Source organism: Streptomyces lasalocidi, from assembly GCF_005280215.1.
Classification (GTDB): domain Bacteria; phylum Actinomycetota; class Actinomycetes; order Streptomycetales; family Streptomycetaceae; genus Streptomyces; species Streptomyces longwoodensis.
The window spans coordinates 5,599,095-5,624,201 of the sequence record NZ_SZNQ01000001.1 but is presented as its reverse complement, the minus strand read 5'-3'; the positions used below and the strand labels follow the sequence as shown (position 1 = coordinate 5,624,201).

Below are 25,107 nucleotides of genomic sequence, written 5' to 3'. Positions count from 1 at the left end.
ACCCGGCACCTTATCGTCCGCCGATGTCAGTGACGGTCAGTAGGATCACGCTGCGCGACCGACGTTCCCCGGACACGGGGCGGGGGGCCGAACGGGTCGGGCGGACCAGGGAATCGGTGCGAATGAGCCACGTCGTCGTCAAGCGTCCGCCGCGGGCGCTGCCGAAGGAAGTGCCCACGGAGGAGGTCGTCCTCCAGCCGCCGCCGGAGCTGCCGCGGGGTCAGCGGGAGGGCGCGCTCATGCAGTTGCTGCCCATGCTCGGCATGGGCGGCTCCGTGGTGTTCTTCTTCAACCCGCAGGCCCAGCCCTTCATGAAGATCATGGGCATGGTGATGGTGGCGTCCACCGTCGCCCTGGGCGTCTCGATGCTGGTCCGCTACCGCCGGGGGAACACCGGGCAGTTGGCGGACCTGCGGCGGGACTACCTCCGCTACCTGTCGCAGGTGCGGCGCGCCGCGCAGGACACCGCGCGGGCCCAGCGGGACGCCCAGTTCTACCTGCACCCTTCGCCCGAGCAACTGTGGGCGCTGGTCGCCGAGGGCAGCCGCGTGTGGGAGCGGCGCACCGGCGACGAGGACTTCGGTCAGGTGCGCGTCGGTCTCGGGGTCCAGCCCCTGTCGACCCCCCTGGTGCCCCCGCAGAGCGCGCCCACCGACCAGTTGGAGCCCCTGACCGCCGGCGCGGTGGAGCGCTTCGTCGCCACCCACGGCCTGCTGGAGGACCTGCCGATCGCCCTGTCGCTGCGGGCCTTCTTCCACCTGACGATCAGCGGTGATCCGGCCACGGTGCGCGGCGCCACGCGCGCGGTGACGGCCTCCCTCACCGCGCTGCACTCCCCCGTGGACCTGGTCGTCGCCGTCGCCGCGGCGCCGGAGTCGGCGCCCGAGTGGGAGTGGGCCAAGTGGCTGCCGCACGCGCAGGCGCCCGCAGTCGCGGACGGCGCGGGCAGTGTCCGGCTGATCAGCACCGACCCGCTGGAGCTGGAGGACCTGCTCGGCGCCCGCCTCGCGGGCCGCCCGCGCTTCCACCCCGCCGGGCCGCCGGTGCCCGAACAGCCGCACGTCGTGGTCGTCCTGGACGGCGTGTCCCTGCCGCCGACCTCGCTGCTGGCGAGCCCCGAGGGTCTCCAGGGCGTCACCCTGCTCGAGGTCGTGCTCGGCGACCTCGCCCACAGCCGCGGCGACCTCTCCGTCGTCGTACGGCCGACGAGCCTGCTGCTGGAGTCCGCGCACGGGCCCGCCTACGAGGGGACGCCGGACGTCCTGTCGTACGAGGCGGCCGAGGCGCTGGCCCGGCAACTGGCGCCGTTGCGGATGGCGTCGGGCGGCGACGACGACGAACCGCTGCTGGCGAAGCTGGAGTTCACCGACCTGCTGGACCTGGGGGACGCGGCCGCCGTCGACCCCCGGCGCACCTGGCGGCCGCGCGGGCAGGCGGAGCGGCTGCGCGTGCCGATCGGCGTCGGCGAGGACGGCCGGCCGGTGCTGCTCGACCTGAAAGAGGCGGCGCACGAGGGCATGGGACCGCACGGCCTGTGCGTCGGCGCCACCGGCTCCGGCAAGTCGGAGCTGCTGCGCACCCTGGTCCTCGGCCTCGCGGTGACCCACTCCTCCGAGACGCTGAACTTCGTGCTGGCCGACTTCAAGGGCGGCGCCACGTTCGCGGGCATGGCCCACCTCCCGCACGTGGCCGCGGTCATCACCAACCTCGCGGACGACCTCACCCTGGTCGACCGCATGGGCGACTCCCTGCGCGGCGAGCTGAACCGCCGTCAGGAGATGCTCCACGACGCGGGCAACTACGCCAACATCCACGCCTACGAGAAGGCCCGCGCGGCCGGCGCACCGCTGCAGCCGATGCCGTCCCTGGTCCTGGTCATCGACGAGTTCAGCGAACTGCTCACCGCGAAGCCGGACTTCATCGAGATGTTCGTGCAGATCGGCCGGATCGGCCGCTCGCTCGGCGTGCACCTGCTGCTCGCCTCGCAGCGGCTGGAGGAGGGCCGGCTGCGGGGCCTGGAGACCCACCTGTCCTACCGGATCGGGCTGCGAACCTTCTCCGCGGCGGAGTCGCGCGCGGCGCTCGGCGTCCCGGACGCCTACGAGCTGCCGAACGTCCCCGGGTCCGGGCTGCTCAAGTTCGGCACCGACGAACTGGTGCGCTTCAAGGCCGCCTACGTCTCCGGCGCGCACCGCTCGGGCGCGCCGCGGGTGGCGTCCGGCGGGCTCCTCCCCGCGGACCGCAGGCCCGTGCTGTTCACGGCGGCGCGGGTGCCGGTGGGGCGGGGGGTAGTGGGGCAGGGGGTGGTGCCGCATCAGCGGGGGGCGTCGGGGGACGGGGACGGGGCCGACGGGGACGCGGCAGGGGCGGCTCGCGGTGCCGGTGCTGGTGCTGGTATCGGTGGGGGTACCGGTGCTGGTTCCGGTTCCGGTTCCGGTGACGATGACGCGCTCGCGGACACCGTGCTGGACGTCATCGTGCGCCGGCTGGAGGCGCAGGGGCCGGCGGCACACCAGGTCTGGCTGCCGCCGCTGGACAGCCCGCCGTCGCTCGACGCACTGCTGCCCGGCCTGGCACCCGTCGCGGGCCGCGGTCTGACCCCGCCGGGGTACGAGGGCGCGGGCCGGTTCGTGGTACCGGTCGGCATTGTCGACAAGCCGTACGAGCAGCGGCGCGACCCGCTCTGGGCCGACTTCGGCGGGTCGGCGGGCCACATGCAGATCCTCGGCGGGCCGCAGTCCGGGAAGTCGACGCTGGTGCGCACGGTCGTGGCGTCGTTCGCGCTCACCCATACGCCGCAGGAAGTGCAGTTCTACGCGCTGGACTTCGGCGGGGGCGGCCTGTCCGCGGTGGCCGGGCTGCCGCACGTCGGCGGGGTGGCCTCCCGGCTCGACCCGGAGCGCGTGCGCCGTACGACGGCCGAGGTGTACGGCATCATGAACCGCCGCGAGGAGTACTTCCGTTCGGCGGGGATCTCCTCGATGGCCGACTTCCGCGCCCGCCGCGCGCGGGGCGACATCCCGGTGACCGACCAGCCCTGGGGCGACGTCTTCCTGGTCATCGACGGCTGGGGCGCGTTCCGCACGGAGTACGAGGCGCTGGAACCGGTGGTGCTGGACATCGCGGCCCGGGGCCTCGGTTTCGGCATCCACCTCGTCCTCACGGCGTCGCGCGCGATGGAGGTCCGCGCGAACCTCAAGGACCACCTGATGAACCGGCTGGAGCTGCGACTCGGCGACGCGATGGACTCCGAGTTCGACCGCAAGGTCGCGGCCAACGTGCCGACGGGGGTCCCCGGGCGCGGACAGACTCCGCAGAGGCAGCACTTCATGGCGGCCGTACCGCGGATCGACGGCGTGTCCTCGGACACCGGCCTCCCGGACGCGACGTCGGCGCTGGTGGCCGAGGTGGGCCGGCACTGGCAGCAGCCGGGTGCTCCCGAGGTACGGCTGCTGCCGCGGTCGTTCGCCGCGGACCGGTTGCCGTCCGGCGACCGCTTCCCGGAGCGGGGCGTGTCCTTCGCACTGGACGAGGACAACCTCGAGCCGGTGTTCGTGGACTTCGACCAGGACCCGTTCTTCCTGGTCCTCGGCGAGAGCGAGTCCGGCAAGTCGAACCTGCTGAGGCTGCTCGTCCGGCGCCTCGGCGAGCGCTACGACGGCGACCACTGCAAGCTGTTCGTGGTGGACAACCGCCGTTCGCTGCTGGGTGTGACGCCGCGCTCGCACCTGGCGGAGTACATCCCCATGTCGAACCAGATGCAGCACCACATGGACGCGCTCGCCGACCTGGTGCGGCGGCGCACGCCGACGGCGGACGTCACGCCGGAGCAGTTGCGGGAGCGGAGCTGGTGGCGGGGGCCGACGGTGTTCGTCGTCATCGACGACTACGACCTCGTCGCCACGTCGAGCGGCAATCCCCTGGCCGGTCTCACGGAACTGCTGCCGTTCGCGCGGGACGTGGGGGTGCGGTTCATCATCGCGCGCTCCACGGCGGGCGCGGGGCGGGCCTCGTACGAGCCGTTCATGCAGCGCATGAAGGAACTCGGCGCCCAGGGCGTCGTCCTGGCGGGCGACCCGGCCGAGGGGGACCTGCTGGGCGGGGTGCGGCCGCGGGCGATGCCGGCGGGACGGGGGATCTTCGTGTCCCGGCGGCGGGGGAAGCCGATGGTGCAGGTGGGGTTGGCGGGGGAGGTCGGCGAGTGAGGGTGCGCAGCGGCGGCAGGTGAGGGGGGATGATCGTCCGAGCGGGAGACAGGAACGGTGGGCGTCTCCCGCGCACGCCCACCCAGGGTCCTGCTCAGCGGCTCACCGTCAAGTGGGCCTCGGCCGGCGTCAGCCGCCGGTACGGCTCACTGGAGGTAGCTGGCCGCCTTCTTGTCGCCCTCCATGTACGTGCCGCCCGACTGTCCGACGACGTGACCGATGCCGGTCAGCGCCTGGTGGATGTCGTCGGCCTCCTTCTTCCAGCGGGTGAGCTTCAGGTCGAAGGCGTCCTGGGCCTCGCCCGCCCAGTACTGCTTGCTGCTCTCGACCATCTTCCTGAGCTCCTCCAGGTCCTGTTCGAGGAGCTTCGCCTCGTTGGCGATCCTGGTGGCGGCGAAGTCGAGTGCGTTGTAGGTGACGTTCAGTCCGTCGTTGTTCCGGCTCATGCGCTGGTCCCTCTGCTCTCTCATGGGTGCCCGACGGCGTGCGGTGGGCTGGTGGCGGGTGTCCGCCGGGGCTCACATCGACGTGAAGGGGGAGACGGTGGGCGCGCCGTCCTGGAGATTGATCTTGTTGACCGCGGCGCGGACCTCGTCCTCCTTGGAGTCCTTGATCGTGCGCGCGGTCGTCATCGCCTCGATGACCTCGCCGAGGATGCCGCCGATGTTGCGCAGGGACTGGTTGATCTCGAACTGCTTCGCGTCGAACGCGGCGCGGCCGATGCCGTCCCACTGTCCTTCGAGGCTGTCGATGACGCCCTGGAGGCCGTGCACGCGGGCGCGGATGTTCTCGTATTTGGTGTACATGTCCTGCTGCAGCTTGACGACCGCTGCGTCTTCGAGTTTCTGGCTCGGGGTGGACATGGTGAGCCTGCCTTTCTCGCGTGGTGCGGGGGTACGTGGAACGGTCGGCGTGGACCGGTGCGGCGCCGAAGTGGTGGGCCCGGTGGCCGGGCCGGTGACAGGGCAGGCGACGTCCCCCCGATGTCAGCCGGAAGCACGGTGCTCCCTCCCCCGGTTCCCCCGTGCGCCGGTGGCGCAGCGTGTCCGTCCTGCCTTCCGGCGTGCGCCGGTATGCGATCGCACAGTGGGGCGGTCCCAGCACACACCGGCACCTTACCCACCTGGGGCACCGTCCCCAACTGGGACATGAGCCACGTAAGTTACGGGCCTACGGGGCCAGGAGAGCGTGGCCGGCTCCGCTTGTGGCTTGAATGATGCGGTGGTCAGGACGGCGGCGGACGAACACACCGCACCCACGGTCAGCGGCAGTTGCTAGCTTGTGCCGCGAGGGGTGGGCCGAGGACAGCGGCGGCCCCGGAGGAACGCGGCCCGAACGGCGGTGGCGGTGCGGGCAACGCGGGTTCACAACGGGGAAGGTGTCCGCCATGGCGTGGGACGAGTGGGAGCAGCTCAAGGCCGAGGCGCTGCGGCAGCGCCAGGACTCGGCACACATGCGGCTGAACGGTACGGATGCCGGAGGTGCCGGCGGTGGCGATGGCGGTGGCGGTGGCGGTGGTGCGCACGGCTCCTCCGGGGCGCCGGGCACGTACGGCGTCCTCAAGGCCAGCCAGAAGGACCTCGCCGCGCTGGGCAGGTCGGCGCACACCCTGTACAACGACCTGTGGGACCGGGCCCGGGTGGCCGTCCCCACGAGTGATTCCGCCGCCACCGACTTGACGCAACAGGGCTTCGCCCTCGGAGCCGGCCTCCAGCACGTGTCCACACGGTGGGAGGAACAGCTCAAGTCCCTGATGGACGCGTGCGCGCACATCGCGAACCACATGCACGTCACGCGGGCGCTGCACGACGGGGACGACGGTTACATCGCCCGTCGGACCAGCAGCATCGCCCTTCTCGACGCCGGGTTCGACGAACGGGTCGGGGCGCCGGGACGGCCGAACGGGGTCTACGGGGAGCAGGGCAAGAAGAAGGAGTAGGGGCCACGGCGGTCGCAGCGGCGCGGCCTCCCCGCGCACCTGGCGCCGCCTCTCCCCCCTCCGGCTTCCCCTCCACTCGACCGACCCAGGGACGACCCCATGAACTTCGAGACGCTCTTCCACGCCAACTTCAGCCTCCTCGACGACGCCGTCACCGACTGGGCGACCCTCGTGAGGAACCTCGGCGAGCTGAAGAAGGACGCGGAGACGAACCTGCACCAGGCCGCGAGCAAGGCCAACTGGGCCGGGATGAACCAGCAGGTGAGCAAGGAGTTCATCGGCAAGACGGCGGGCGAGTTCGCGGACGCCCACACCCAGGCGAGCACCATCCACCAGATCCTCAGCGACACCCTGGGCGAGCTGAGGGGCTACCACCGGCAGCTCACCACCGCCGTCGAGAACGGCCGGAAGAGGAGCCTCTCCGTCTTTCCCTCCGGTGACGCCTTCATGGTCACGTCGAGCGTCCCGCCGCAGACGGCCGCCGGGGGCGAACCCGACCGGACGGCCGACGTCACCGCACTCCGCGACGAGATCCAGGGCATCCTCGACAAGGCGACCGAGAGCGACAACTCCGCCGGCACGGTCCTCAAGGCCCTCGCGGACCAGAGCGAGCTGGGATTCTCGGACGCGCGGTACAAGGACCGGGACAGCGCGGCGGCGGCCCTCAAGAAGGCGGACGAACTGGCCAGGCTCGCGAAGAAGGACCCGGGCGAGCTGACCACGGCGGAATTCGACCTCCTGAACGCCGGCCTCAAGCAGTACGCGAACGACCTCCTCTTCGCGGAACGCTTCGCCACGGATCTCGGGGCGCGCGGCACGCTCGACTTCTGGACGGGGCTGAACGACGTACCGGGGGCGGGGGACGTGGGACAGAGGCGTCATGACCGCTACGACGACCTGCAGAAGAGCCTCGGCCTCACGCTCGCCACCGCGTCGCAGAGTGACAGCGCGGGCATGGCGGAGTGGAAGGGCCGGATGGTCGACCTGGCTGACAAGCCGGTGGGGCGTGCGGGCGGCTTCCCCCTGGGGGCGCAGGTCATGACCAACCTGATGCGGTGGGGCGACTACGACGACCGGTTCCTGGTCGACTACGGCGACAAGCTGATCGAGACGGAGAAGAAGTTCACGGGCAACGGCCGCCACGGCGCGTGGAGCCGCACCGGCGGTGACCCCTTGCTCAACCGTACGGGCACGGATTCCGGGTGGGACCCGATGACCGGCTACCTCAGAGCGCTGTCGAACAACCCCGATGCCGCAACGGAGTTCTTCAACGACACGTTCGTCACGAAGGACGAGGACCACGACTTCACCCAGGACGCGGACGGCAACGGCAAACAGGAGAAGCGGGCACTCAGCAACTTCGATTACCTCTTCGAAGAGCGGGACTGGCCCCAGGACGTGGACGACAAGGGCGAGGAGAGCATCGCGGGGCGCAACTACCTGGGCATGGCCCTGGAGGCCGCGACGACGGGACATCCGGCGGGCGAACTGCGCACGATGGACACTCCCGCGCATCACGACGGGCAGACAAAATTGTTCGAAGCGATCGTCGCCTCCGTTTCGGACGACGGCACCCGCCTCACGGATCACCCGTACATGTCGGACAGCATGGGCCAAATCGCGTCCGAGTACCTCCCTGATATCGATCGTGCGGCAACTGACGTCGATCCACATCCTGGCAGTAACGACACGAGCGGCCGACAGGCTTGGGACAGGATCCAAAAATTGTATCCAGTGGCGGGCTCGGCGGCCGAATTGAACCACCGAGATTCTTCCCGCTTCCTCTTCGCCCTCGGCCAGAACCCAGAGGGCTATGCAGCCGTCGAGGTAGCACAGAAGAAGTACATGAGCGACCTCGTGGAATACCACCTGAATCCTGACCTGCCGGAATCCCAACGACCACACCATGACCTGCGGCTCACCGTTCAAGCCATTGCTGGGCATTCGGGTGAAGTGTCGGGAACTCTTGCCATGGGTCGCAACGAAGCCATCGCGAGTCCGGCATCGGTCTCGGACGACGATTACGACCATGCCGTCAATCAATGGAAGAACGTCGCTTCCGGAGCGATCGGTACCGGTGTGGGGGTCGGCACTTCCTTCATCGCTTCGCCCGCCGTCGGCGCCGGAGCCGGAGGCGTCGCCGGAACGGTGACCAGTGTCGTCCTGGAGGAGATGTTCAAAGACGTCGAGGGCAACGAGAAGGACAACGCCGGTCCGAAGATGGGCGAGAATTGGGAGAATGGCCAGGACAACAACTTGAAGTACACGCGGAACGCCGCCGCGGAAGCAATGAGGAAATACCGACTAGCGCATTCCGACGACCTGGCATCCGTGGCGGAAAGCGAAGCCAGCAAGGGATACCTGCGCGCCGGGAACTACATGGACCGAGTAGCACCTGAGCTTCTGACAGAGATCTGACGAAGCTCACCGTTGACACCCGTAGACCTTCCGTTTCGTTCGGCCGAACCCAGGCGAGGAGTCCCTTTGTTGTTCAGAGTCAGCGCGAAGATCACGGCAGCATGCGTTCTGGTCGGGATCCTCGTGGGCTGCTCGGCTGGGTCCGATGAAAGGGAGTACGCCGCACCCGAAGCCCTCTGCGGGGTACCGGTTGACACAGGCGTGCTCTCGAAGCTCCTGCCTCCAGGCGAGAAGATCGACGTGCAGGAAAGGAACCCGACACCCCACCGCAAGCGCTGCCAGGTCAACGTCGACGGCAGCGTGGCACTCATCGCCAGTCAGGAGTGGTGGGAGGACGGGGACGGTATCGACGTCGTCGCCGACGCGTTCCCGCAGGTGGAGTCCGCTCAGCTCACGGATGACAGCACCTCGCTCCACACCGGCACCGGCGCCCTGAAGAAGGTGGAGGCGTGCGACAAGGTCGGCTACTCCGGCTACACCTTGTTCACGGCGATCCAGGTGTACGCGCGCGGCGTCGACGACTCTGTCGCGGTGGAGAAGCTGATCGGTGACTACACCAGTGGCGTCGAGGCCTCTGCGACTTGCCGTTGATCGCTTCCCGTCGGGCTCCGGCTGCCGTCACCACTCACCCGACCTGAGGTACGAGTTTCGCTGGGGAAGCTTCGCGATCACCGCCCCACCCCCCGCCGACGCCGCCCATCCCGCACCGCCACCGCCACCCCTCCCAGCGCCGCCGCCCCCACCGCGCCGCCGATGGTCACGTACGTGCCCAGGCGGGTGGTGCGTTGTTCGGGGGATTCGCCCAGGTGGAGGGGGGAGATCGTGGGGGGTTTCGGTGGGGGCGGGCCCTGCTGGGGGTGGGGGGAGCGGGGCGGGTGGGACGGGTCGGTGGCGGTCAGGGCCTTGACCGGGTCGACCACGCCCCAGCCGACCAGGCGGTCGTGGCCCGGGATGGAGCGTTCCGCCGTCTGTTCGATCTGGGCGACGACCTCCTGGGCCGTCCACGAGGGGTACGCCGACTTCAGGAGCGCGGCCACCGCCGCCACGTACGGCGCCGAGAAGCTCGTGCCGTTGTCGGAGCAGTGGCCCCCGCCCGGGACCGTCGAGACCATGTCCACGCCGGGGGCCGCCACGTCGACGAAGTCGCCGGACTGGGAGAACGGGGCGCGTTCGTTGTTGCGGTCCGAGGAGGCCACGGCGAGGACGCCCTCGTACGACGCCGGGTAGGTCGGCTTGGCGTTGCCGCCCAGGCCGTCGTTGCCCGCGGAGGCGACCACCACCACCTGCCGGGCCAGGGCGCGGGCCACGGCCTGTTCCAGCCTCGGGTCGGGTGCGACCGCGTCGGCCGTGTCCTGGGAGATGTTGATGACGTCGGCGCCGGCGCCCACCGCGTAGTCGATCGCGGTGGCCAGGGAGGCTGCCGTGCCGTCGCCCTCCGCGTTGTTCTGGGCGATCGGGATGATCGTGGCGCCGGGGGCCAGGCCCACGAAGCCGGTCCCTTCCGCGGGGCGCGCCGCGATGATGCCCGCCACGCGCGTTCCGTGGCCCACGGGGTCCGTGGTGCCCGACGCGTTGCCGCGCTCGGTCCTCTCGCCGCGGGCGTTCGTCGGCGGCAGGTAGTTCTTGCCCCTCGACGCGTCGACGGCCTCGGTCAGTTGCGGGTTCCTGACGTCCACGCCCGTGTCGATGACCGCCACCTGGACGTTGCGGCCCGTCGAACGGGCCCACAGGGCGTCGAGGTTGACCCGTTGCAGCGCCCAGGGCCTGCCCGTGTACGGCTTCGACGGGAACGTGCACGGGGTGCCGTCCGCCGCCCGGGCGGGGGCGGCCGGGAGCAGCGTCAGCAGGACGAGTGACGTCGCCGCCGCCAGTGCCTTGACGGCCGGCATCAGCGGCGGCCGTGCGGGCGCTCCGTGGCGCGGTCGCGTCTCGGCCGTCGCAACGCGGTGCTGAGTCGTCCTCATGTACGCCGCCCTCTCCCCCGCCGCGTCCGTCACGAGCCCTGCGGGAGGCGGGCCGCCGCCTCCGACAGGCGTGGGCCGGTCGGGAGGAACGTCGACCACTCCGCGGGGACCGGTGCCGGGTCCACGGCCTCGTAGCCGAGCCGGGTCTGGGCGATCCGGGCCTCGCTCAGTTCCTCCTCGCGCTGCTTGGCCGACGTGCCGACGCTTTGGTCGTCGGTCGCGCTGTCGCTGTTGGACTGCAGGGCGTAGCGCAGGCCCGTGTCGGTCACCAGGAAGACGGCGCCGGCCTTGGTCTCCGTGCCCTTGAACTGGCGGTACAGCTGGCCCGAGCCGGGCGTGACGTACGTGCTGGAGGAGCCGGTGGCCAGCGGGGCGGGGAAGCCGGTGCCCGCCCAGGTGGACAGGGTCGTGCGGCCGCTCTTGGCGTCCACCGAGCGCAGGACGCTGCAGACCGTGCCGCGGCCGGTGGCGCCGCCGGGTGCGTTGACGGTCCTCGGACGGTACGACGGCCAGTCCTTCTCCCCGGCGAACGCCGTGCTGTCGGCCACCGCGCCCGGGCTGACCTGCCGCGCCTCGCCCGCCTGTCCGACGGCGAGCAGGTCGCCGCTGTTGAGCAGCAGGGTCGCGGTGAACTCGGTGACGCGGGCCACCCGGCCGGGCAGGACGACGTAGTACTGCATGACGGAGCCGTCGTAGGCCTTGATGACCATGCCGACCCGGTCGTACGCGCCGAGGCCGGCGGAGGCGTGCGCCGGGGCGCCCGGGGGGCCGTCGATGCGCGGGACGGACACCGGGTCGCCCTGGTGGAGGGTGTCGAGCCAGTCCTGGGAGACGCGCTGCGGGGCGCGGCCGCGCGTGTCGAGCGCCTTCAGCAGTTCCCGGTCGGACGGGTCGGTCAACCGGTATGCGGTGCCCCGGGCGTCGACGACGTACCGCGTCGTGCCGTCCGGGCCGACGACGTACAGCAGGTCCCCCGCGGAGAGCTTCCCGGCGCCCTCCGTGCGCGGCCACTCCTTCTCGGCGAGGACGAAGGCCGCCTTCTGGAGGGCGCGGCCGCCGTCGGCGGGGCGCTCGCAGACCGCCCAGCGCTTGGCCCGGGCCGCCTCGCCGGCGGACGGGAGGCGGTCGGGCGCGTACGGGATGCCGATCGTGGCGCCGTGCGGGGGCTCGCCGCTGTCCAGGACCTCCTCGTCGACGGTGAGGACGCTGCTGCCGGGCTTCAGCAGCAGCCTGGCGGAGGCCATGTTGAGCACGGGGTGCAGCTGGGCCTTGCCATCCGTCCTCAGCACGACGTAGCGGGTGGTGGAGTCGCTGGCCACGATGACGTGTTCCTCCGGCGCGTCCCAGCCCTTGGGTGCCGTCGGACTGAACAGGCCGATCGCCCCGAACACCGCGAGCACCACCACCCCGACGACGACGCTCGGCACGACCGCGCCGAGCGGCCTCGGCGCGCCCTCCTCCGAGCCGGACGGCGACGGCTGGAGGAAGGACGCGAGGAGGCGGCGCTTCGCGAAGGTGTAGGCGTTCAGTTCGTCGCGCCGTGATGCCATCTGTGTCCGCTCTCTCCCCGTGCGGAGTGGTGGAGGCCCGACGGGCCCCGCCGGAGGCACGCCCCCGCCCTCGCCCGCCTCACGGGCCCGCGCTGTCAGACCCGGCCCCTACTATGCCTGTTGGGTGGTACCGCGTGCGGCACCGGTAGGGTGCTCTGGCCCTGCCGGGCGGTGGGCGCGCGGATGTTCCAGGAGAGTTCGGGGGGTTTGGGTGATGGCCTTGGCACCACCGGGCCGGTCGCGATCGCAACCGGGGGCGCCGTCCGCTGGGCGGTCGGACGGATCCATGGGGTCGGGCGGCGGCGCGGGCGCGGGCAACGCGGCTGTGGGCGGCGCGGGTTCGGGCGGCGCGGGCGCGGGGTCCTTTGGCGTCGGGCGGTCCGTGTCCCCGCAGCTGACGGTGCGTTCGGCGCGCGGGGGCTCGTTCGCGGTGCAGCGGCTGGTGCTGCTCGAGGTGGCGGCCGCGCTCGTGGTGTGCGGGTGGCTCGCCGGGCCGGTCGCGCTCGTACCGGCCGGGGTGGCCGCCGCAGCGCTCGTGGCCCTCGCGCTGGTACGGCGTCGTCGGCGTTCCCTGCCGGAGTGGCTGATCAACGCGGCGGCGCTGCGCGGGCGTCGGCGCTTGGCCGCCCGCAGCACCGTGCCGCCGGGAACCGACCCCGGCTTCGCGCCCGCCGTCGAGTGCGACCCGAACCTGCGGACGTACAGCCACACCCGCGAGGGCGAGCAGCGGCCCGTCGGCATGGTGGGCGACGGCGGCTTCCTGACGGTGGTGCTCCAGGTCGAGTCGGACACCGGGGCGTTGCGTGCCGAGCGGAGCCTGCGGCCGCTGCCGCTCGGCCTCGTGCGCGACGTGCTCGACGTCGACGGGATACGCCTGGAGTCGGCCCAGGTGGTCGTGCACACGCAGGCGGCGCCGGCCCCGCACCTGCCGCAGCAGTCCCTCGTGGTCACCAACTACCAGCGCCTGCTCGCCCAGTCGGCGGCACCGGCGGTGCGCATCCTGTGGATCGCGCTGAAGCTCGACCCCGAGCTGTGCCCGGAGGCGGTCGCCGCGCGCGGCGGCGGCCTGCCGGGGGCGCAGAAGTGCCTGGTCCGCTCGGCCGACCACCTGTCGAGCCGGCTGACCGGTGCGGGCTTCCGGGTCACCGTCCTCACCGAGGACGAGCTGTCGGCGGCGATCGCCACCTCGGTGTGCGCCAACCCCATGGTGACCGCCCAGGCCGCCGCGCAGAACGAGCCCGGCGCCGTGCCCCGGCGACGCACCGGGGAGTCGGGCGACAGCTGGCGCTGCGACAACCGCCGGCACACCACGTACTGGGTGCGCCGCTGGCCGGCGCTCGACGGTTCCCCCGCCGGGCTGCCGCAGTGGGTGGCCCGGCTGACCTCCGTACCGGCGCTGGCCACGACGTTCAGCCTGACGCTGGGCCGGGGCGGGCACCGGGACGTGACCGTCAGCGGACACGTGCGGGTCACGGGCCGCAGCAGCAACGAGCTGGCGGCCGCCCGCGAGGAGCTGGAGCGCGCCGCGCGCGAGACGCGCACCGGCCTGGTGCGCCTGGACCGCGAACAACTGCCCGGCGTCCTCGCGACCTTGCCGCTCGGAGGCACCCGCTGATGAACCCGGCCACCCGTCCCGCCGCCCCTCCCCGCCCCGCGCCCGTGCCCGCTCCCCCGGCCCCGGGGCTCCGGCAGCGGCTGCGGACCGGCTTCGGGCTGCTCGGTCCCCGGCATCCGCGGCACACCCTCACCTTCGACCAGGTCGACGCGCTGGCCCTGCCCCTCGGGGACGACGGTGTCGTCGCGGGCGTCAACGCGGCGGGTCAACCCGCCGTCCTGGGAGTCAACCGGCCCACGCCCTACGACATCGTGCTCATCGGCAGCCTGTGGACCGCGCAGGTCCTGGCGCTGCGCGCCACGGCGACCGGCGCGCGGGTCGCCGTCGAGACCGGCCGCCCGCAGCAATGGGCCCAGCTCGTACAGGCCGTCGGCGGCGGACAGGCCGGGATGACCGTGCACGAGGTCGGGCGCGTGCCGCCGCAGGGCGCCTCCGCGGGCGCGCCCGTGCTGGTGATCCGTGACTGCGGCATGCGTCCGCCGCGCGGGCGGGTGACGTCGGCGCCCTGGCAGGCGGTCCTCACCCTGCTGCCGTACCTCAGCCCGGTGGCGCCCCGGCTGATGCGCCAGGCGCTCCTCGTGGGCGTGCAGCGGGTCTCGCCGGACGAGGCCCGGGAGATCGGCCGGGTGACGGGCCTGCCGCCCGCCGAGTACGAGGCCCTGCCGGGCCTCCCCGACGGGCTCACCCTCTGGTGCGCGGAACAGGACCGGCAGTACGTGATGACCCAGCCCACGGACGCCGAGGTGGGGCTGCTGGGGGCGCCTCGACGAGTGGACTGAGGGGACCCGAGGAAGACCGCGGAGTGGAGGTGGGGGCCCGGCGCGTGCGGGTGCGCCATTCGGTGCCCCGGTCTGAGCGTCAGTCCCTTTTACGGCCTTACGAGTTGTACGTGCGGCTTTGCGGCACCCGGCGTGACGGAGCGGACCGCTGCGCGGGGGCGGGCGGGCCTGCCGGGTCGGGGCTACTGGTGATTAGGCTGGGACAGGGCGCGCTGCCAGTACCCGTGGAGAGGTGGTCCGCGTCCCAGGGGGAGAGCCGGTGGACCGCATGCCGCACCGCTCGGAACTGCCTCGGCTTCGCAGCACTTCGGACGATACGAACGACACATGGTCGCCCCGGCACGGCAGGAGAGGGGCCGACCGCACCAGGAGGAATTGTGAGCAGCGATCGGGACGGGATCCGCGGGGGCTGGGCCACACCCGGCGATGACCAGCCCGACGCGGAGTCCGGCATCGAGATGACGGGCGAGTTCACCATCGATTACGCGCCACCGGCGTGGTACACGCAGAACGCTTCCGGGGACTCCGGTGCCGGGAGCGGTGCGGACGCGCCGGCGGAGGACGCCTCGGGGGAGGCGACCTCCGGGGCGGGGGCCGGGACGGGTGCCGGGGGCGGACAGGCCGCCGTGCCGCAGCCCGCGCCGACGCCCGCTCCCCCTCCGGTGCCGGCTCCGGCTCCGTTCCAGCCGGCGCCGCTCGCACCGCCCGCGCAGGCCGCGCAGCCCGCTCCTCCCCTGCCTCACACGCCCGGGGTACCGTTCCCGCCCGGGCCGCCTGGGCCGCCCGCTCCGCCTGCACCGCCTTCGTCGCTGCCCCAGGGGGCCTACGTGCCTCCCCCGGCCGTTCCTGCACCCGATGTGCCGTTCCCTCCGGGGTTCGAGCCGCAGCAGCAGCCGCAGGCAGCACAGCCGCCGCAGGCGGTGCAGCCCCAGCAGCCGCCCCAGGCGGTGCCCGCGACGCAGCCGCGGACGCCCCCGGCCCAGCCCCCGGCTCCGCCCGCCACGGAGCCCGTGGCTCCGGTCGCCGGGGACGAGGACAACGGTGACCTCGAGAGCGGGGCGACCATGAAGTTCGCGCCGGCCGCCGTCAAGCGGGAGTTCGCCGATCTCGCCGCCGCCACCGAGGGGGTCCAGGCCCTGGCCGCCGCCACGGAGGAGAAGGCCGAGGAGCGCGAGCGGTCGGAGCCGACCGGGGCCGAGGCGGAGCCGGCCGCCGCCGGGACTCAGAACGACGGCCCCGACGCCGACGCCGACGCCGACGCCGACACCAGCGCACACACCGACGACTCCACCCCGTCCGCCGAGCCGGTACCGGCCGAGGAGACGCCCGGCGCCGCCGGTCCCTCCGGCACGCCGGACACCCGGGACGAGGACTCCCCCGCGCCCGACGCAGCCGCCGCCGACGACAACCCGGCCCCCTCCACCCCGGAGGAGACCCCCCAGCCGGAGCCCGCGCCCGCCTCCCCGGACGCCCCTGCCCCCAGCCCGGCCGCCGACGCCCACCCCGGTTGGGCTCCCCCGCCCGCGCCGTCCGCCGACGTGCCGCCGCTGCCGCCGTCGTACCAGCCCGCCGCACCCGCGCCGGCCGCCCAGTGGCCCGCCCAGCAGCAGCCGTCGGCGCAGCCGCACCCGCCGCAGTTCCCGGACGCGCCCGCACCGCACCAGCCGCCCGTGCACCCGCAGGCACCCGCGCCCGCGCCGCCCGCCTGGCACCAGGCCCCGTCACCCGAGCCCACCCCGGCCGGTTACGGCTTCCCGCAGCCGCCCGCGCCGCAAGCACAGGCCCAGCCGCAGCCGTTCCAGCCCCAGCCCGAGCAGGCGCAGCAGCCCGGCCCGCCCAACTCCCGGCCGGGCTACGGCTTCCCGCACCAGGCCCAGCCCAACGCCCCCCACACACCCGGCGCGTACGGCTTCCCGCAGCCGGGCCCCACGCCGCCCGCCGCCCCCGCCGACGGTTACGGCTTCCCCCACCGACCCCAGCCGCAGCCACAGGCCCCGTCACAACCGCAGCCGCAGCCGCAGGCCCAGCCCAACCCCCCTGTCCAGCAGGACGGTTACGGCTTCCCCCAGCAGCCCGGCCCCGCGCAGCCGCCGCAGCCCACCGCGCCCGTGGACCCGCGGACCGGTGCCGCCTGGCCGCAGCCCATCCGGCACGACCAGCGCCAACCGGTCAACCCCGGTGCCGCCCCGCTCGGTTACACCGCGGCCGTCGAGCTGTCGTCCGACCGGCTGATCAACAAGAAGCAGAAGGCGAAGAGCGGCCGGCCCGCTGCCGCCGCCTCCCGCTTCAAGCTCGGCGGGAAGAAGGAAGAGGCCGAGCGGCAGCGGAAGTTGGAGCTGATCCGCACGCCGGTGCTGTCCTGCTACCGCATCGCCGTCATCAGCCTCAAGGGCGGCGTCGGCAAGACCACCACGACCACCGCCCTCGGTTCCACCCTCGCCTCCGAACGCCAGGACAAGATCCTCGCGATCGACGCCAACCCGGACGCCGGCACGCTCGGCCGACGGGTGCGCCGGGAGACCGGGGCCACCATCCGTGACCTCGTCCAGGCGATCCCGTACCTCAACTCCTACATGGACATCCGGCGGTTCACGTCCCAGGCGCCCTCGGGTCTGGAGATCATCGCCAACGACGTCGACCCGGCCGTGTCCACGACGTTCAACGACGAGGACTACCGGCGCGCGATAGACGTGCTCGGCAAGCAGTACCCGATCATCCTCACCGACTCGGGCACCGGCCTGCTCTACAGCGCCATGCGCGGCGTGCTGGACCTCGCCGACCAGCTCATCATCATCTCCACGCCCTCGGTCGACGGGGCGAGCAGCGCCAGTACGACGCTGGACTGGCTGTCGGCCCACGGGTACGCGGACCTCGTCTCGCGTTCCCTCACCGTCATCTCGGGTGTCCGCGAGACCGGCAAGATGATCAAGGTCGATGACATCGTGGCGCACTTCGAGACGCGCTGCCGGGGCGTTGTGGTCGTGCCGTTCGACGAGCACCTCGCGGCCGGCGCCGAGGTCGACCTCGACATGATGCGGCCGAAGGTGCGGGAGGCGTACTTCAACCTCGCGGCGATGGTCGCCGAGGACTTCGTCCGGCACCAGCAGGCCCACGGGCTGTGGACGAGCGACGGCAACCCGCCCCCGGTGGCCGCCCCGCCCCTGCCGGGCCATCCGGTCCAGGGCCAGCCGATGCCCGGTCAGCCGGTCCCCGGGCAGCCGATGCCGGGTCAGCCCGGGCCGGGCCCTGTCCCGGGTCAGCCGTACCCGCAGCAGGGCGCCCAGCCGTACCCCCCGCAGCAGCCCTACCCCCAAGCCTCCCCCTACTCCCAGCCGCCCTATGCCGGATACGAGGGCCAGCCCGGACAGCAGGGCTACCCCGGTCAGCCCGCCCAGCCCGCCCAGCCCGCACCCCCCGGTCAGCCCTACGGCCAGCCGTACCCGCCGCAACCGGGCCAGCAGCCGTACCCGCAGGCAGCCCCTACGGCCCAGCCCGGCTACCCGCAGCCGCCCCACGGCGCCCCGGCGGGCCACGGTCAGGGTCACGCCCAGGCCCAGGCCCAGGCCCAGGCCCACGGCCAAGAGCCTGACTACGGCCAGGAACCGGACTACGGCCAGGCCCCGGGTGACGGCCGGACCCCGCCCCCGCCGCCTCCGCAGCAGCAGTAAGCAGCAGGGCCCGAGCGGGCCCCGACCCGCGGCCCGGGAACGCGACGGCGGCCGGTGTCGACACCGACACCGGCCGCCCTCACGCGTTCCGTCACTGCGCTCCGTCGCTCGCCGCCACCCGGCGCGGCGGGCTCACCGCCCGGCCGACGCCTCCGCGACCAGCTCCTTGCAGCGCTTGACGTCCTCGGCCATCTGCTCCAGCAGGGCCTCCAGCGAGTCGAACTTCGCCTGGCCGCGCACGTACGCCAGGAAGTCGACGGCGACGTGCAGGCCGTACAGGTCGAGGCCGACGCGGTCGATGGCGTACGCCTCCACCGTGCGCTCGGTGCCGTCGAACTGCGGGTTGGTGCCGACGGAGATCGCGGCCGGCATCGCCTCGTCGCCCACGTGCAGCCAGCCGGCGTAGACGCCGTCGGCGGGGATCGCGGTGTGCGGCAGGGTCTCCACGTTGGCGGTGGGGAAGCCCAGTTCGCGTCCGCGCTGGGCGCCGCGGACGACCACGCCCTCCACCCGGTGCGGGCGGCCGAGGATCTCGGCGGCGCCGGTCACGTCGCCCTCCCCGACCAGGCGCCGGGTGAGCGTGGAGGAGAAGGGCTCGCCGCCGCCGGCCTCGCCCGACACGTACAGGTCGACGACCTCGACCTCGAAGTCGTAGACGGTGCCCTGTTCGGCGAGGAACTCCACGTTGCCCGCGGCCCGGTGGCCGAAGCGGAAGTTGGGGCCCTCGACGACGGCCCGGGCGTGCAGCTTGTCCACCAGCACCTTGACCACGAAGTCGGCCGGGGACAGCTTCGAGAACTCGGTGGTGAACGGCAGGACGAGCACGGCGTCCACGCCCAGCTCGCCCATCAGCTCGGCGCGGCGGTGGTGCGGGGCGAGCAGCGGGGGGTGGCTGCCGGGGCGGACGACCTCGCTGGGGTGCGGGTCGAACGTCACCACGACGCAGGGGACACCCAGCTCGCGGGCGCGGTCCACGGCGTGCTTGATGATCAGCTGGTGGCCGCGGTGGACCCCGTCGTAAGAGCCGATGGTGACGACGCTGCGCCCCCAGTCCTGGGGGATGTCCTCCAAGCCACGCCAGCGCTGCACTGTGACCGCTCCTCGAACCCGTGTCCGTATCTACCGTTGACCGATTGCGCAGGTCTAAGGGTGCCATGCCGGGTGCCCGCTGCCCGCATCGGCATGGAGGTGTGACCGGGCGCACGTGCGCACCCGCGTCCGGTCACGCCGGGACCCGGACCCCGGCCAGGTTCTCGATCATCCGTCGGGTGCCGGGGCCAACCACCGCCGCCCACTCCTGGGGTTCCTCGGTCAGCCAGGCCGCCATCCGCGCGGCGAAGCCCGGGACGTGGCGGCCCAGGTCGACGACGCCCCGGTCGAAGCGGGCCGCGCCCTCGGGCGTGCGCACCAGGAGCAGCCCGATGCGGCGGACCAGGTCACGGACGTGCGGGCCCTCCTGCGGGGCCGCCGCGTGCAGGGCGGCGCTGAGGACGGACGGCTCGCTCTCGTGCGTGAGCAGGAACGCGCGCAGCTCGGTCCGCAGCGGGCGCGACCGGGGGGCGCCCGGCGCGGTGAGCACGGCGGCCAGTGTCGCCCGGACCCGCTCGGGGCCGCCGTCGAGCAGCCCGGTGACCAGGGGGCGCAGGACGGGGCGGACGTCGGGCACCTCCTCCGGCCGGTCCAGCCGGCGGTCGACGTACGCGGCGATCCCACCGGCCGCCTCCGGACGCTGCTCCAGCGCGTCGCGCACCACGCCGACGACCCGCCGGACCAGGGCGGGGGCGGCCGAGGTGGCGGCGGTGGCCTCGATCAGGTCGCACAGCAGCCGGCCGGGGTCGGCGTCGCGGTGGCGCAGCCGCGCCCGGACGGTGTCGAGCACCGGCTCGGGGTGGGTGTCCAGGGCGGCGAGCAGCGCGCTCGGCGGCAGCTGCGGGTCGCCGGTCAGGAAGTGCTCGACGGCCTGCGGGAGGTGGCGGGCGCGGGTGCGCGGGTCCCGTACGAGCAGGCCGAGCGCGCCTCCGTGCAGGGCGGCGTCGGCGGGGCGGGAGAGCAGGGCGAGGGCCGCGTAGCGCAGCAGGTCGCGGTCGGCGTCGGTGCCGGCGTGCGGTGCGGCGCGCAGCCCGTACGTCACCGCGGCCACCCGGCGCGCGGGCCGCTCGTCGTGCGCCCACCGGTCGACGGCCCGGCACAGCGCCGACGGCTCCTCCTCGGCCAGGGCGGCGAGCAGCTCGTCGGCCCGGCGGTGCGCGCAGTCGACCAGGATCTCGGTGAGGTCGTCCAGGGCGCGGTGCCGGTGGGTGTGCAGCAGGGCCTGCGCGGCTGTCGCGACGGTGGCGTGCGGGGTGGCGGGCAGCGGGCGCTCGTCGTCGAACCAGCGGGTGAGCTGCGCGGCCACGGCGGTGGGGGCGGTGGCGAGGAGTGCGGCCACGGAGTCCAGGTAGCGGGGGGCGCCGGCGTCCTGCGGGGCGGGGTCGGCGAGGACGAGCCGGCGCAGGAGATCCAGGCGGGTCTCCAGCGAGAGCGGCAGCCCGGCCCAGAAAGCGGGCCCGAACTCGCCGGGCCACGACGGCGGTCGCACGTCGGTCGAGCCGATCAGGTCGATCGAGTCGACCGAGCCCACCGAGTCGGCCGAGCCCGTCGCGTCGGTCGAGCCCGTCGCGATGACCGAGTCGCCCGCGTCAACGGCCTCTGCCTCGCCCGGGAGTTCTACCGCGTCCGCCGCGTCCGCCCCATCCGCCAGGCCCGCCCCATCTCCCAGGCCCGCCGTATCCACCAGGCCCACGAGCTCCCCGGTGCTCCCCCCGCCCCCCACTCCCCCGCCCCGCCCCCGAGCCGCCGCCGTACGGTCCGCCAGGAGCCGCAGGACGTCGGTGTACGGCGTCGCGTCCGGGACGCGGCGCAGGGTGCGGTCGAGCAGGCGGGGTGCCCACCAGCCCCCCGGGTCGGCGTCCGTGGCGTGGACCAGGTCGCGCAGCCGCTCGGCGAGGGCGCCCGTGCCGTGCTGGCGGGCGAGGTGCAGCAGCGCCTCGACCACCGGGCCGATGCGGTGGTGCGGGACCGGCACCTGGTCGGGTCCGGGCCCGCCGTCGTCCTGGACGCGGGGGCGGTGGACCAGGGCGTGCAGGGCGCCGTCGAGGTCGAGGTGCATGCCCTGGATCCAGTCGGCGAGGTCCTGGTGGGCGAAGCGGTAGCCGCTGCCGGCCGGCACGAGCAGGCCCTCGGTGAGGACGGCGGACGCCCAGCCGGTGCCGCCGCCCAGGCGGGCGGGGGCGGGGCCCCAGGGGAACACCGCCTCGAAGGTCTCCCGGTCCAGTGCGCCCTGACCAGGGCCGAGGCTGCGCCGGGCGGCCTCGTGGACCTGGCCGGCCACGCGGGCGGCGAGGCGGCGCACGGCGGTGCCGCGCAGGCCGTTCTCCGCGGCGAGGCGCACCGCCACGCGCAGGCACAACAGGTCCAGGTGGGCCGCGAACACGTCGTCGCGGTCGAGGGGGCCGGGCGGGCCGGACCCACCGGGCAGGGCCGACAGGACCTCGGAGAGCAGCCGCAGGGTGAGGGGGTGGCGGGCGTCGGCGCCGCTCAGGGCGCCGTCGGGGATGCCGTGGACGGTGTGGGCCCGGGCGGCCTCCTCGGGCGTGAGGTCGGGCAGGGGCACGTGGGGGGCGGGGCGGCGGGCACCGCCGTGCAGCATCTCCTGCGGGAACTCCGTGCCCACGCCCTCCCAGTACTCCGGGCCGCAGCCCAGCACCAGCCGTGCCCCCGCCCCCTCCAGCCAGCGCGCGGTGGCGCGGGTCCAGGCCGTCGGGCGGTGGGCCGGGTCCGGGGGCATCTCCTCGGGGCCGTCGAGGACCAGCAGGAGCGGGCGGCCGGACGCCGTCGCCAGCCGGGCCAGGCGGTCCGGGTCGAGGTCACCGAGGTCCGCCGGGGTCGTCCCGTGCGACGCGGCCACGACCCGGGCGGCCCGGGCGAGGGCGCGGCGGGCGGCGTCGGCGAGCGAAGTGTCCCCGGGGTCCAGGTCGGCGCCGCGCAGCCACAGCGTGGGGGCGGGCTCCGCGCCCAGGGCGCGCCGGGCGGCGAGCGCCGCGAGTTCCGTCGTACGGCCGCTGCCGGGCCTGCCGACGAGGGCGAGGACCGGGGTGTCGCCGGCCAGGAAGGCGGCCAACGCCTCCCGCACGGCCGGGCGTTCGACGAGGTCCGGCGCTCCGGCCGGGTGGCCGGGGAGCGTGCCGGGCGGGCCGTCGGAGCCGAGGGCGGTGGCGGTGAGCTCCAGGACGCCCGCGAGGCCGAGGTCGGCGCCGTACGCCGGGACCGTCGCGGCGTTGCGGGCGAGCAGGTCGGCGAGCGGGCCGGTCGCGGGGCGCAGCGGCACGGCGAAGCCGGTCTCGTTGTGGCCGGACCGCAGGGCGGTGCCGACGACGGCCACGACGGCACCCGTGCGCGCGTCGAGGACCGGGCCGCCGGCCGCTCCCCCGCCGAGGCGCAGCGCGTCCCGGCCGGCCGTGCCGATCGCCAGTTCCAGCACGTCCTCGACGACGTGGACGCGGTCGGTGGCGGTGTACGTCACGGAGGCCGACGCCAGGACGCGCGCCTCGCGCCAGCAGCCGGCGAGGAGGCGCACGTAGGTGCCCGCGTCGACCCGGTCCCGGGCGGTGACCGGCAGCGGGGGTACTTCCAGGCCCTGAATGCGGATCAGGGCGAGGTCCAGCTCCGGGAGCGGGGTGACCGCGTCCGCGGTGACCTCGACGGAGCGCTCGTCGGCGGTGAGCAGGACCAGCCGGGGCAGTCCGTCGACCGCTTCGTGGCTGGTGACGACGGTGCCGTGGTGGTCGGCGACGAAGCCGGCGCCGCGGGGGCGGCCGGCGAGGTCCCGGACGCGGACCAGGGCGGCGTCGGGGGGTGGGACGGCTGCCGTCATCGTCGTACCTCCCGCCACGCCCGCGTGCTCGTCCTCGACGGTAGGCGGGAAATGATCAGCGGGACAGGTCGGCGGGGGAACGCGCCCCCCTGCGCTCCCCAGGTTCGCTCCGAGCGCCCGCCCGGGCGGGTGAAGGTGCGGGGGCCCTTGGATAGACCCTGGGAGTGGGGGAACCGAGGGGGACCCGTGGAGCGGCGGGGACGCACCCCGTGTCCGCCGCTCCACGAGCGGAGCGCACCTGGCGTCCTCGGGCGGAGACGGCCCCGTCCGAGCGCGCTGCCCGGCGCGTGGCTCAGGAGAGCACGGCGCTCAGGACAGCGCGGCGCTCAGGACAGCACGGCCAGGCTCTTGGCCTTGCCCTTCTGCTCCTCGACCAGTGCCAGGAAGCGGCCCTCGGGGTCGAAGACGGCGACCGGGCCGGCGCCCGCGTACACGTCGGGCATCTCCAGGCGGACGCCGTTGGTCAGCAGCCGGGCGCGCTGGGCGTCGACGTCCCAGCGGGTGAAGGCCGCGGCGGCCGCCTCGGCGACCGGCATCACCGTCAGCTCCTCCTGGAGCTGGTCCAGCGTCCGGGCCGCGTCCAGCTTGTAGGGGCCGACGCGGGTGCGGCGCAGGGCCGTCAGGTGGCCGCCGGTGCCCAGGTCGGCGCCCAGGTCGCGGGCCAGGGCCCGGATGTAGGTGCCGGAGGAGCAGACGACCGAGACGACCAGGTCGAGGACGGGGGTGCCGTCCTCGGCGACGGCGTCGCGGACGTCGTGCACCGTGAACGAGGAGATGGTCACCGGCCGGGCGGGGATCTCGAAGTCCTCGCCCTCGCGGGCCCGCTTGTACGACCGCACGCCGTCGATCTTGATGGCGCTGACCTTCGACGGGACCTGCATGATGGCGCCGCTGAGCTTGGCGATCCCCGCGTCGATGGCGTCCCGGGTGACCCGGGAGGCGTCGGCGCGGGCGGTGATCTCGCCCTCGGCGTCGTCCGTCAGGGTCGTCTGGCCGAGACGGATGGTGCCCAGGTACTCCTTCTCGGTGAGGGCGAGGTGCCCGAGGAGCTTGGTGGCCCGCTCCACGCCGAGGACGAGGACGCCCGTCGCCATCGGGTCGAGGGTGCCGGCGTGGCCGACGCGGCGGGTGCGGGCGATGCCGCGCATCTTGGCCACGACGTCGTGCGAAGTGAAGCCCGACGGCTTGTCGACGATGACGAGGCCGTCGGGCGCGGTGGTCCTGCGGTTCATTCGGTGGTGTCGTCCGTCTCGTCGTCACCGGGCTTGCGGTAGGGGTCGGCCTCGCCGGCGTACCGGGCGCCCGCGGACGCCTCACGCACCTGCTCGTCGGACTGGCGCGCCCTGTCGAGGAGGTCCTCGATGGTGCGGGCGTTGTCCGGCAGGGCGTCGGCGACGAAGGCGAGCGTCGGCGTGAACTTCACACCGGCCGCCCGGCCGACCTCGGAGCGCAGGACGCCCTTGGCGCTCTCCAGGCCCGCGGCCGCGGCAGCCCGCTCCTCCTCGCCCCCGTACACCGTGTAGAAGACGGTCGCCTCCCTGAGGTCACCCGTGACCCGGGTGTCCGTGATGGTGACGTGCGAGCCGAGGCGCGGATCCTTGATCCCGCGCACCAGCTTCTGGGCCACCACCTCTCGGATGAGGTCCGCCAGCCTCTTAGCCCGCGCGTTGTCGGCCACTGGTCGTCTCCCGTTCTTTCTTTTCCGTGTTGCACAGTCAGTCGTCGTCGCCGTGGAACTTGCGTCTCACCGAGAGCAGCTCCACCTCGGGGCGCCCGGCGACCAGCCGTTCGCACCGGTCCAGCACGTCGGTCACGTGCCCCGCGTCACCGGCCACCACCGCCAGGCCGATGCCGGCCCTGCGATGGAGGTCCAGGTGGTCCACCTCGGCGGCGCTCACCGCGTACTTGCGCTGGAGCTCGGCGACGATCGGGCGGACGACGGAGCGCTTCTCCTTCAGCGACCGTACGTCGCCGAGCAGGAGGTCGAAGGACAGGGTCCCCACATACATGTGTGTCCGGATGACCCGCCGGTACGGGATGGAGGGGCCCGCCGAACG

16 protein-coding genes are annotated in these 25,107 nt (G+C 73.7%); 7 read left to right on the top strand and 9 right to left on the bottom strand.

All coding sequences use genetic code 11. The features are described 5' to 3' along the window. Positions 1 to 122: 122 nt before the first annotated feature. On the top strand, positions 123 to 4,205 hold the full coding sequence (eccCa, locus tag E4U91_RS25435; RefSeq protein ID WP_137308976.1) for a type VII secretion protein EccCa: 4,083 nt from the start codon (positions 123 to 125) through the stop codon (positions 4,203 to 4,205). A gap of 146 nt (positions 4,206 to 4,351) precedes the next feature. On the opposite strand, the gene E4U91_RS25430 is transcribed toward eccCa, so the two are convergent. Together E4U91_RS25430 and E4U91_RS25425 are read right to left on the bottom strand one after the other, a co-directional pair. Further along, the gene (locus tag E4U91_RS25430; protein ID WP_137308975.1) at positions 4,352 to 4,651 is read right to left on the bottom strand and encodes a WXG100 family type VII secretion target; all 300 of its coding nucleotides are present in this window, start codon (positions 4,649 to 4,651) and stop codon (positions 4,352 to 4,354) included. Between the two features lie 72 nt (positions 4,652 to 4,723). Beyond that, complete coding sequence (locus E4U91_RS25425; RefSeq protein ID WP_137308974.1) at positions 4,724 to 5,068, bottom strand: WXG100 family type VII secretion target; 345 nt, start codon at positions 5,066 to 5,068, stop codon at positions 4,724 to 4,726. 524 nt (positions 5,069 to 5,592) lie between these two features. Here E4U91_RS25425 and E4U91_RS25420 point away from each other — a divergent pair. From E4U91_RS25420 to E4U91_RS25410, 3 genes are all read left to right on the top strand, one after another. Beyond that, positions 5,593 to 6,144 (top strand): hypothetical protein, encoded by a 552-nt coding sequence (locus E4U91_RS25420; RefSeq protein WP_137308973.1) that lies wholly within the window; start codon positions 5,593 to 5,595, stop codon positions 6,142 to 6,144. A gap of 99 nt (positions 6,145 to 6,243) precedes the next feature. Continuing rightward, complete coding sequence (locus E4U91_RS25415; protein WP_137308972.1) at positions 6,244 to 8,562, top strand: DUF6571 family protein; 2,319 nt, start codon at positions 6,244 to 6,246, stop codon at positions 8,560 to 8,562. Between the two features lie 69 nt (positions 8,563 to 8,631). Beyond that, a complete protein-coding gene (locus E4U91_RS25410; protein ID WP_137308971.1) occupies positions 8,632 to 9,153 on the top strand; it encodes a hypothetical protein in 522 nt (173 codons plus the stop codon). 77 nt (positions 9,154 to 9,230) lie between these two features. Here the strand turns inward: E4U91_RS25410 and mycP are convergent, their stop codons facing one another. Both mycP and eccB read right to left on the bottom strand, forming a co-directional pair. After that, positions 9,231 to 10,451, bottom strand: a complete 1,221-nt coding sequence (mycP, locus tag E4U91_RS25405) for a type VII secretion-associated serine protease mycosin (RefSeq protein ID WP_137310993.1) — start codon at positions 10,449 to 10,451, stop codon at positions 9,231 to 9,233. A 104-nt stretch (positions 10,452 to 10,555) separates the two neighbouring features. After that, a complete protein-coding gene (eccB, locus tag E4U91_RS25400; RefSeq protein ID WP_137308970.1) occupies positions 10,556 to 12,076 on the bottom strand; it encodes a type VII secretion protein EccB in 1,521 nt (506 codons plus the stop codon). A gap of 286 nt (positions 12,077 to 12,362) precedes the next feature. On the opposite strand from eccB, the gene eccE reads away from it, so the two are divergent. The 3 genes from eccE to E4U91_RS25385 all read left to right on the top strand — a co-directional run bounded on the left by eccE (position 12,363) and on the right by E4U91_RS25385 (position 18,138). Then, positions 12,363 to 13,691: a type VII secretion protein EccE gene (gene eccE / locus E4U91_RS25395; protein WP_137308969.1), complete on the top strand. Its 1,329-nt coding sequence runs from the start codon at positions 12,363 to 12,365 to the stop codon at positions 13,689 to 13,691. Then, positions 13,691 to 14,470 (top strand): hypothetical protein, encoded by a 780-nt coding sequence (locus E4U91_RS25390; protein WP_241678679.1) that lies wholly within the window; start codon positions 13,691 to 13,693, stop codon positions 14,468 to 14,470. Before eccE ends, E4U91_RS25390 begins: the two co-directional genes overlap by 1 nt. A gap of 377 nt (positions 14,471 to 14,847) precedes the next feature. After that, positions 14,848 to 18,138 carry an SCO5717 family growth-regulating ATPase gene (locus tag E4U91_RS25385; RefSeq protein WP_241678678.1) on the top strand — a complete coding sequence of 1,097 codons (3,291 nt, stop codon included), beginning with the start codon at positions 14,848 to 14,850 and terminating at the stop codon, positions 18,136 to 18,138. Between the two features lie 132 nt (positions 18,139 to 18,270). Here E4U91_RS25385 and E4U91_RS25380 read toward each other — a convergent pair whose 3' ends face one another. The 5 genes from E4U91_RS25380 to E4U91_RS25360 all read right to left on the bottom strand — a co-directional run bounded on the left by E4U91_RS25380 (position 18,271) and on the right by E4U91_RS25360 (position 25,059). After that, positions 18,271 to 19,227 carry a bifunctional riboflavin kinase/FAD synthetase gene (locus E4U91_RS25380; protein WP_137308968.1) on the bottom strand — a complete coding sequence of 319 codons (957 nt, stop codon included), beginning with the start codon at positions 19,225 to 19,227 and terminating at the stop codon, positions 18,271 to 18,273. A gap of 133 nt (positions 19,228 to 19,360) precedes the next feature. After that, on the bottom strand, positions 19,361 to 23,050 hold the full coding sequence (locus tag E4U91_RS25375) for a S1C family serine protease (RefSeq protein WP_137308967.1): 3,690 nt from the start codon (positions 23,048 to 23,050) through the stop codon (positions 19,361 to 19,363). Positions 23,051 to 23,376: 326 nt separating this feature from the next. Next, a complete protein-coding gene (gene truB / locus E4U91_RS25370) occupies positions 23,377 to 24,282 on the bottom strand; it encodes a tRNA pseudouridine(55) synthase TruB (RefSeq protein ID WP_137308966.1) in 906 nt (301 codons plus the stop codon). Next, on the bottom strand, positions 24,279 to 24,728 hold the full coding sequence (gene rbfA / locus E4U91_RS25365; RefSeq protein WP_137308965.1) for a 30S ribosome-binding factor RbfA: 450 nt from the start codon (positions 24,726 to 24,728) through the stop codon (positions 24,279 to 24,281). The genes truB and rbfA overlap by 4 nt, the downstream gene beginning before the upstream one ends. Before the next feature lie 37 nt (positions 24,729 to 24,765). Continuing rightward, entirely contained in the window at positions 24,766 to 25,059 is a 294-nt protein-coding gene (locus tag E4U91_RS25360) for a DUF503 domain-containing protein (protein WP_067239225.1), read from the bottom strand. Between the last annotated feature and the right edge of the window lie 48 nt (positions 25,060 to 25,107).